Origin of the sequence: Lysinibacillus sp. NPDC097287 (assembly GCF_044761695.1) — a bacterium.
Taxonomy (GTDB): Bacteria; Bacillota; Bacilli; order Bacillales_A; family Planococcaceae; genus Lysinibacillus.
The window spans coordinates 639,358-646,453 of the sequence record NZ_JBIWCX010000001.1; the positions used below are offsets into that span (position 1 = coordinate 639,358).

Genomic DNA, 7,096 nt, shown 5'->3' on the forward strand with positions numbered 1-7,096 from the left:
TGTGACATCCGCCGAAGGTTTTATCTTCATTCAGCCGGCGTTTGGACACCCATTGAAAGTAAACTATAACTACCTTCATCTCGCCACCTATAAAGGTGGAAATTTTCTACTGAATGAAGATAAAATAGAAAAAAAAACAACGGTGCTTGCATCGTTTGAAAGAGGAATTCATATGGCATTCGATGGCTTATTCACCTATTCAATGACAGCCGACTTACAGCAACTTGTAACTGGGCGAATTACAAAAATACATCAACCAAATGCACAAGAAGTAGTACTGCAAATTCGTGCAAACGGTGGCAATCATAAATTATTGTTTTCAATTCATTCTTCTTATGCGCGTGTTCACTTAACTGACCAAACGATTGAAAATCCGGCAGAACCCCCTATGTTTTGTATGCTTCTGCGCAAACATATAGAAGGCGGATTTATCTCTTCAATTAAACAACACGATTTTGACCGCATCATTATTTTAGAAATTGAAAGTAAAAATGAAATCGGTGACCCGATTGTTCGCCAGCTACATGCGGAAGTGATGGGACGTCATAGTAACTTACTCTTAATTGATAAAGAGCAATCTAAAATTGTCGACAGCTTAAAACATCTATCACCTTCAGTAAATAGCTTTAGAACAGTACTCCCTGGTCAGCCATATGTAGCACCACCTGCACAGGATAAATGGCATCCACTAACTGTTTCGGATGAGCAGCTACAGTCATTTTTCAACGAAGAAAAAACGGCAAAAGAAATCGTAGCCCAATTCGGCGGCTTCTCTCCGCTTCATGCCGAGGAATTAGTATTCCGCTTAGCGAATGCAACAAATAAATTATCTTGTTTCAAGCAATTTATGAAGGAATTTAAAGATGGTGGCAGTCAGCCTACATTTATAGTAGCAAACAACAAAACGTATTTTTCACCAATTGCACTTACGCATTTACAAGGCGAAGTCACTACATACCCAAATGTTCATGCCTTATTAGACCGCGTCTTTTTTGCACGTGCCGAACGGGATCGAGTGAAGCAACAAGCAGGTGATTTAGAACGCTGGCTACAAAATGAAATCGACAAACTAAAATTAAAAACAAAAAAACTTACTAAAGATTACGACCGCGCTTCGAAGCTCGACCAGTTCCAATTATATGGTGAACTACTGATGGCGAATATTTACGCATTTGAAAAAGGCGTGAAGGAAGTAACAGTTATAAACTATTACACAGAATCTGGCGAACAAATCACAATCCCTGTTAGCGAACGTAAAACGCCGATAGAAAATGCGCAAAGCTATTTTACCAAATACACAAAAGCAAAAAATGCACTGATTATGGTCAAAGAGCAACTAGAAAAAACAGTAGAAGAAATCGCTTATTTCGAAATGTTAGCACAGCAAGTACAGCAAGCTTCTCCTCGCGATATTGAAGAAATCCGTGAGGAACTAGCAGAGCAAGGTTATTTAAAAATGCGCCATGTAAAGAAAAAGAAAAAACAAACAAAGCCAGATCCAGAACGTTTCGTCTCTTCAACTGGCATTCCAATTTCTGTTGGCAAAAATAATAAACAAAACGACATGCTAACGTTTAAAATTGCAAAACGTACAGATACTTGGCTGCATACGAAGGATATCCCAGGATCTCACGTAGTCATTCACGCAACAGAGCCTGACGATACAACACTACGAGAAGCAGCAACTCTCGCAGCTTACTTCTCAAAAGCACGTGATTCATCTTCTGTGCCAGTAGACTATACAGAAATTCGTCAGGTGAAAAAGCCAAACGGATCTAAACCAGGCTTCGTGATTTATTTCGAACAAAAAACACTATTCATCGACCCTGATGAAACGGTTATCTTACAGTTAAAAAAGCAATCTTAAATTTATTAATACGAAACTGTCCATTTCGCCACATTAGAAATGGACAGTTTTTTTGACTTAGTTGTAAATACCATTATTATTCTAAAAAAACTTTAATCCTTACTTCATTTTTCAATCACACTCTCTTAATATAATAAAAATCAACTTTCCGATACTTTCTTTCTTCTAATCTCTCCATTTCAACTTACGAAAAATATTATAAGAATTTTATGCAAAATAAATTACAAAATTATCATTCTTTAGTGTCATTTCCTTTATATATAAGAACAAAAATGATGTAACTAAGCAAAAAAATCTATAAATCACATATCCTACGCACGTATTTTCTACAAAAAACGACGTATTTCTCAATTAACCAAACACAAGACTTTAGACTTATTTTTATAAACCATTTTTCCAAATCCAAAAATAACATATTTTTACCAAATAAAGTGTTTTATTACTTTTTATCAATTAATCAATAAAAATTAACTATAATAATCATTTTATTATCAATTTTATACTTTTTTAATTTAAAGCGCTAAATCAGATAAAAATATCATTCTACTAATTGTCAGATAGTCCTTAAATAATCTGAATCTTTTTTATTTTGTGTGAAATGACTTTTTTGGTATATTGAATATGAGCTTCACAAAGGGCTTAAATTTTATAATAAGGGGGATTCACATGACTAAGAATAAAAAGTTTTTATTACTAACAGTCCTTGCAGTATTATCACTTGTATTAGCTGCTTGTGGCTTCGGTGGAGAGACGGCTGAAAAACCAAAAGAAGAAAACAATGATTCTGGCACACCAGAAACTCCGACTTCTAAAGAGCTCAATTTAGTAATTGCTTCTGAGCCACCATCTTTACACCCACAACTTGCAACAGATACTACATCTGGAGCAATCTTAATGAACGTTTTTGAAGGGTTAACTCGTTTAAACGATGAATCTAAACCAGAAGCAGCAATCGCTGAATCGTGGGTAATTAGTGACGATCAAAAAACTTATACATTCAAACTTCGTGATGCACAATGGTCTAACGGAGATCCAGTCGTGGCTGGCGACTTTGTATATGCTTGGAAATGGGCACTAAACCCTGACAATTTATCTGAGTACTCATCGTTACTGTATGCGATTAAAGGCGCAGAAGCGTATAACTTAGGTACAGGATCTGCTGACGATGTTGGCGTAAAAGCTGAGGATGAAAAAACATTAGTAGTTACGTTAGAAAATCCAACGCCATACTTCCTAGAATTAGTAGCTTTCAAAACTTACCTACCTATTAACCAAAAAGTTGTAGAAGGTAACGACAAATGGTACACAGAAGCTGATGAAAATTATGTAACGAACGGTCCTTTCAAACTGGACACTTGGAAACATAGCGATTCAATCGTACTGACAAAAAATGCTGACTATTGGGATGCTGCTAGCGTAGCACTTGAAACAGTAAACATCGGTATGGTTGAAAATGAAGCAACTGCTGCAACAATGTTTAAAGCTGGAGAGATCGACTACTTAGGTTCTCCATATCAAGCAGTTGCTCTTGATGCAATCGACGGTTTCAAAGCAGACGGCTCTTTACAAATTGTTGACTACGCAGGAATTTACAATTACAAATTAAACACAACAGATAAATTCACGGGTAACGCTAACATCCGTAAAGCATTAACTTTAGCTATGGATCGTCAAGGTTTAATCGCCAATATCACTAAAGGTGAACAAAAACCAGCTTTAGGTATGGTTCCATCTGCAATCGCTGGTTTTGAAGAAGACCGTGGTTACTTCAAAGATAATGATATTGAAGGTGCAAAAGCAGCACTAGAAGCTGGTATGAAAGAACTTGGTATTACTGATCCAAGCGAAATTACAATCAACATTTCTTACAATACTTCTGAAGCACATGCTGCTATCGCCCAATTCATCCAAGAAGGTTGGAGCAAGAACTTAGGAATTACTGTAGGCCTTGATAATGCTGAATGGCAAGTTTATTTAGAGAAACTTAATGTTCTTGATTATCAAGTAGGTCGCCTTGGTTGGATCGCTGACTACAACGACGCTTATACATTCTTAGAAATGTACAATTCTGCTGACAACGGTAACAATGATACTGGTTGGGAAAATGCGGAGTACACAGATTTAATGAAACAATCTGTTGCTGAAGCTGATCCTGCAAAACGTTTAGAAATCATGAAAAAAGCAGAATCAATTGCAGTAGCTGAATTCCCAGTAGCACCTATCTACTACTATACAAACCTTTATGTAAAAAATGAAAAGGTGTCTAATATGGCCCCTAACGCACTTGGAGACATTCAACTTAAATCTGTTGACATCAAATAATTCAGAATTTTTAAGTAATATCTGATAGAAAGCTCTACAGCGAAGAGCTGACTCGTAGTCGACTTCGGCACGAGTCAGCTTTTTTAAACCTCATTCAGAGGGGTCACAGATGTTTTTGGCACAAATATTTGAATGTACCGAAAATAAAGGGACAGGTACATATGTTGGAATAAATTCAATTGTAGTGGCAGTTAATCTAAATACGTCTCATTATAGGCGATCGCATCAAGATGTTATTAATAAAGTACGAAGATGTTCATTTGTCAGATAATTGATAATTGAAAGGAGGAATTTTATATGATTAATTACATTTTGAAAAGGCTGTTGTATATACTTCTCGCACTTTTCGTCATTATAACAATTACGTTTTTCTTAATGCGTCTTGCTCCCGGTAGCCCATTTGCAAGTGAACGTAACTTCCCTCCACAAATTGAGGAAAATTTAAACAAAACTTATGGATTGGACAACCCTTGGTACATTCAATACAAAGATTATTTAGTCGATTCAGCAACGTTCAATTTCGGCGAGTCCATGAAATATAAAGCACGCTCTACAAATGATATGATTTCAGAAAGCTTCCCCGTATCCTTAACGCTTGGGATAGAAGCTATGCTACTAGCAGTAGGGTTTGGGGTATTAATAGGAGCATTTTCAGCACTTTATCACAATAAGTTCCCAGATTATTTGGCTACTTCCTTTGCGGTACTCGGCATTTCTGTTCCCTCGTTCATTCTAGCGGGATTAATGCAATATTTCTTAGCTTATGAACTGAAGTTATTTCCCATCAGTGGCTGGAAAGGCTTCATTTATAGTGTATTACCTGCGTTAGCAATCGCCTTTACGCATATGGGCTTTATCGCCAAATTAACTCGTTCCAGTATGCTCGAACAAAACAATAGTGATTACGTAAAAATGGCTCGTGCCAAAGGACTTGGTAAATGGACAATTGTCTTCCGTCATACATTACGCAATGCCCTACTACCTGTAGTCACTTACTTAGGTCCACTTACAGCAGGTGTAGTAACAGGTAGTTTCATCGTAGAACATATTTTCGCGATCCCAGGTCTAGGAAAACACTTTGTTCAAAGTATTACAAACCGTGACTATACAGTAATTATGGGGACTACAGTGTTCTATTCGATCATCCTTTTATTTGCGGTATTAATTGTTGATATTTTATACAGCCTTATTGATCCGCGCATCAAATTGAAGGGAGCGAAAAAATCATGACACAACAACAAATAGAAAAAGATATGTTTATAATCGTCGGCGGCAATCATGAAGCAACTGAAAAACTAGCCGAAAAATCCGTCTCCTTTTGGAAAGAAGTATTTATCCGTTTTACACACAATAAAATGGCGATTATCGGTGTCATTGCGTTAATTATCATCATTGCAATGGCGACTTTCGTACCGTGGTTCTCGCCATATAAAGCTAGCGATCAACTAGGTGTGTATAATGCTCCACCCTCTGCACAGTTTTGGTTTGGAACCGACGATTTAGGTCGTGATATTTTCATTCGTGTTTGGGCCGGTGCACGTATTTCCCTACTGATTGGAATTTCTGCAGCTGTCATTGACTTAATCATCGGTGTTCTTTGGGGAAGCATTTCTGGTTTAGCTGGCGGTCGTGTTGATAATATTATGATGCGTATAGCCGATGTTTTAACAGCGGTCCCTTACCTCTTAGTAGTTATTGTACTTTTAGTGGTAATGGAAGCCGGTATAATCCCAATGATTATCGCCCTTTCAATTACCGGCTGGATTAATATGGCCAGAATTGTACGTGGAGAAGTGTTATCAATTAAAAATCAGGAATACGTACTTGCAGCTCGTACATTAGGTGCGAACACATGGCACTTAATATTAAAACATTTAATTCCAAATGCACTTGGTGCGATTTTAGTAACTATGACGTTAACAATTCCATCTGCTATTTTCACAGAGTCATTCTTAAGTTATCTCGGTCTTGGTGTTCCTGCTCCAGATGCAAGTTGGGGAACAATGGCATCAGAAGGTAATAAAGCAATTGCCAACGCACCTTGGCGTTTAATTTTCCCGGCAATATTCATCTCACTAACAATTTTCGCATTTAACGCTATTGGTGATGGCTTACGTGATGCACTCGATCCAAAACTACGTAAATAAGGAGGTGGCGAAAAATGAGTAAAACAATTTTAGAAGTAAAAGATTTAAAAGTGAATTTCAAAACATATGCAGGGATTGTTCATGCAGTCCGTGGCGTTAACTTCGATTTAAAAGAAGGAGAAACACTCGCAATCGTTGGGGAATCAGGTTCAGGTAAAAGTGTTACAAGTAATGCACTCATGAAATTAATCCCACAGCCACCTGGTATTTATGAGTCGGGACAAATATTGTTCAACGGTCGTGATTTAATTCCGCTAACTGATAAAGAAATGTCAAAAATACGTGGCAATGATATCGCTATGATTTTCCAAGACCCTATGACGAGCCTTAACCCGACTATGAAGGTCGGACGTCAAATAACAGAAGTGATTTTACAACATAAAAAAGTATCGAGTGCAGATGCCAAGAAACGTGCAATTGAATTATTAACACAAGTTGGGATTCCCTTCCCCGAAAAACGTTTTAAGCAGTATCCTCACGAGTTTTCAGGAGGTATGCGTCAGCGTGTTGTGATTGCCATCGCCCTTGCAGCTAATCCAAAGCTACTAATTGCCGATGAACCCACAACTGCCCTTGACGTAACAATACAAGCGCAAATATTAGAGTTAATGAAAGAAATCCAAAAAACGTCGAAAACATCGATTATTTTCATTACCCACGACTTAGGTGTAGTAGCCAACGTAGCGGATCGTGTAGCAGTTATGTATGCCGGTCAAATCGTCGAGTACGGTACTGTCAATGATATTTTCTATAACCCAAA

5 protein-coding genes are annotated in these 7,096 nt (G+C 37.4%); all 5 read left to right on the forward strand.

Going from position 1 to position 7,096, the window contains the following annotated elements; genetic code table 11:
* Positions 1-172 precede the first annotated feature (172 nt).
* On the forward strand, positions 173-1,867 hold the full coding sequence (locus ACIQ2D_RS03025; RefSeq protein WP_402859142.1) for an Rqc2 family fibronectin-binding protein: 1,695 nt from the start codon (positions 173-175) through the stop codon (positions 1,865-1,867).
* Between the two features lie 666 nt (positions 1,868-2,533).
* Positions 2,534-4,189, forward strand: coding sequence for a peptide ABC transporter substrate-binding protein (locus ACIQ2D_RS03030; RefSeq protein ID WP_402859145.1), 1,656 nt, complete (start codon positions 2,534-2,536; stop codon positions 4,187-4,189).
* Positions 4,190-4,486: 297 nt separating this feature from the next.
* The gene (locus ACIQ2D_RS03035; RefSeq protein ID WP_402859148.1) at positions 4,487-5,419 is read left to right on the forward strand and encodes an ABC transporter permease; all 933 of its coding nucleotides are present in this window, start codon (positions 4,487-4,489) and stop codon (positions 5,417-5,419) included.
* Positions 5,416-6,336, forward strand: coding sequence for an ABC transporter permease (locus ACIQ2D_RS03040; RefSeq protein ID WP_402859151.1), 921 nt, complete (start codon positions 5,416-5,418; stop codon positions 6,334-6,336). The genes ACIQ2D_RS03035 and ACIQ2D_RS03040 overlap by 4 nt, the downstream gene beginning before the upstream one ends.
* 14 nt (positions 6,337-6,350) lie before the next feature.
* Positions 6,351-7,096 (forward strand): ABC transporter ATP-binding protein (locus ACIQ2D_RS03045; RefSeq protein WP_402859154.1); only part of this gene is annotated, 746 nt, incomplete at its 3' end.

Bases quoted from the DNA above. Each gene is read 5' to 3' on its own strand.
- ACIQ2D_RS03025 (WP_402859142.1), top strand. From the start codon at position 173: ATGGCATTCGATGGCTTATTCACCTATTCAATGACAGCCGACTTACAG.
- ACIQ2D_RS03030 (WP_402859145.1), top strand. From the start codon at position 2,534: ATGACTAAGAATAAAAAGTTTTTATTACTAACAGTCCTTGCAGTATTA.
- ACIQ2D_RS03035 (WP_402859148.1), top strand. From the start codon at position 4,487: ATGATTAATTACATTTTGAAAAGGCTGTTGTATATACTTCTCGCACTT.
- ACIQ2D_RS03040 (WP_402859151.1), top strand. From the start codon at position 5,416: ATGACACAACAACAAATAGAAAAAGATATGTTTATAATCGTCGGCGGC.